The following is a 1,281-nucleotide window of genomic DNA, read 5'->3' on the forward strand; positions in this document are numbered from 1 at the left end:
AAGAACCTTCTTAATCCCCGCCATATTTACACCTTGGTCAATGAGATCTTTAATTTCTAACAATCGGTCGACATCATTGAACGAGAATAAACGGCGGTTGCCTTCTGACCGTGCAGGATGAATCAGCTGGTGCTGTTCATAGTAACGAATCTGCCGAGCAGTAAGGTCCGTCAAAGATTGAACAATCCCCATCGGGAATAACGGCATAGAACGACGAATTTCATCACTCATCGATGTGCCACCTCCCCATAAGAATGATACTTTAATTATACGACAGCCAAGGGATATGTCAACATATGTGAGAAATGTTCACATAAAAAAAGAAGCCATGAAAAATCACTGTTTCAGTGTGCTTTTCACGGCTTGCTTGTCACCGATTCATATTCATACTTTTAAGACAACACCGACTTTAAAATCAATTGTTAGATAATCTCAGATCCAACGTAAAAATTCCTTCATCAATCAAACTTTCTACCGCCTGAGTGACAGCAATTTTTACATGGGCATAAGTCAGTCCCCCTTGCACAAAAGCCGTGTACGGAGGACGGATCGGCCCATCAGCTGTCAATTCAAGACTCGCACCCTGAATAAACGTTCCCGCTGCCATAATCACGTCATCCTCATATCCAGGCATAGGGCTGGCGTGAGGGAGGACATGAGAATTGACAGGTGATGCTTGCTGTATCGCCTGACAAAAACGGATCATCTGATCAGAGGTTTCAAAATTGACGGATTGAATCAAGTCTGTCCGTTTTGCATCAAAGGATGGATTGGTATTGAAGCCAAGCAAATCTAGAAACTTAGCTGTAAATATAGCACCTTTCAACGCTTCACCAACGACGTGAGGGGCTAAAAAGATCCCCTGATACATTTCTTGCAGACTATTTAAACTCGCTCCCGTTTCCTTGCCTAATCCAGGAGCGGTAAGGCGATAACTGCACAATTCAATCAGATCCTTACGACCCGCTATGTATCCACCAATTCTAGCAATCCCGCCTCCGGGATTTTTTATCAGAGAGCCTGCAATGAGATCGGCCCCTGCTTCAAGCGGTTCCTTCGTCTCGACAAATTCTCCGTAACAGTTATCTACGAAAATAATGACATCCTCTTTCACTTCACGCACTTCCATTATGATACGCTTAATCTTTTCTATAGTAAAAGACGGGCGGTCATCATACCCCTTTGATCTTTGAATCGCTACTACTTTGGTAGCTGAAGTGATCGACTGTTTAATTTGTCCAACATCAAAAGCACCTTCGTTTGTCAGGGGAACAGAACTAT

2 protein-coding genes are annotated in these 1,281 nt (G+C 43.3%); both read right to left on the reverse strand.

Going from position 1 to position 1,281, the window contains the following annotated elements; genetic code table 11:
* Positions 1-231, reverse strand: a 231-nt coding sequence (locus LD39_RS20935) for a MerR family transcriptional regulator (RefSeq protein WP_035553435.1), incomplete at its 3' end; no start/stop codon positions are given.
* A gap of 184 nt (positions 232-415) precedes the next feature.
* A partial coding sequence (locus LD39_RS20940; protein WP_035553438.1) for a methionine gamma-lyase family protein occupies positions 416-1,281 on the reverse strand: 866 nt, incomplete at its 5' end.

The sequence above is a fragment of the Halobacillus sp. BBL2006 genome (assembly GCF_000786645.1).
Lineage (GTDB): Bacteria > Bacillota > Bacilli > Bacillales > Halobacillaceae > Halobacillus.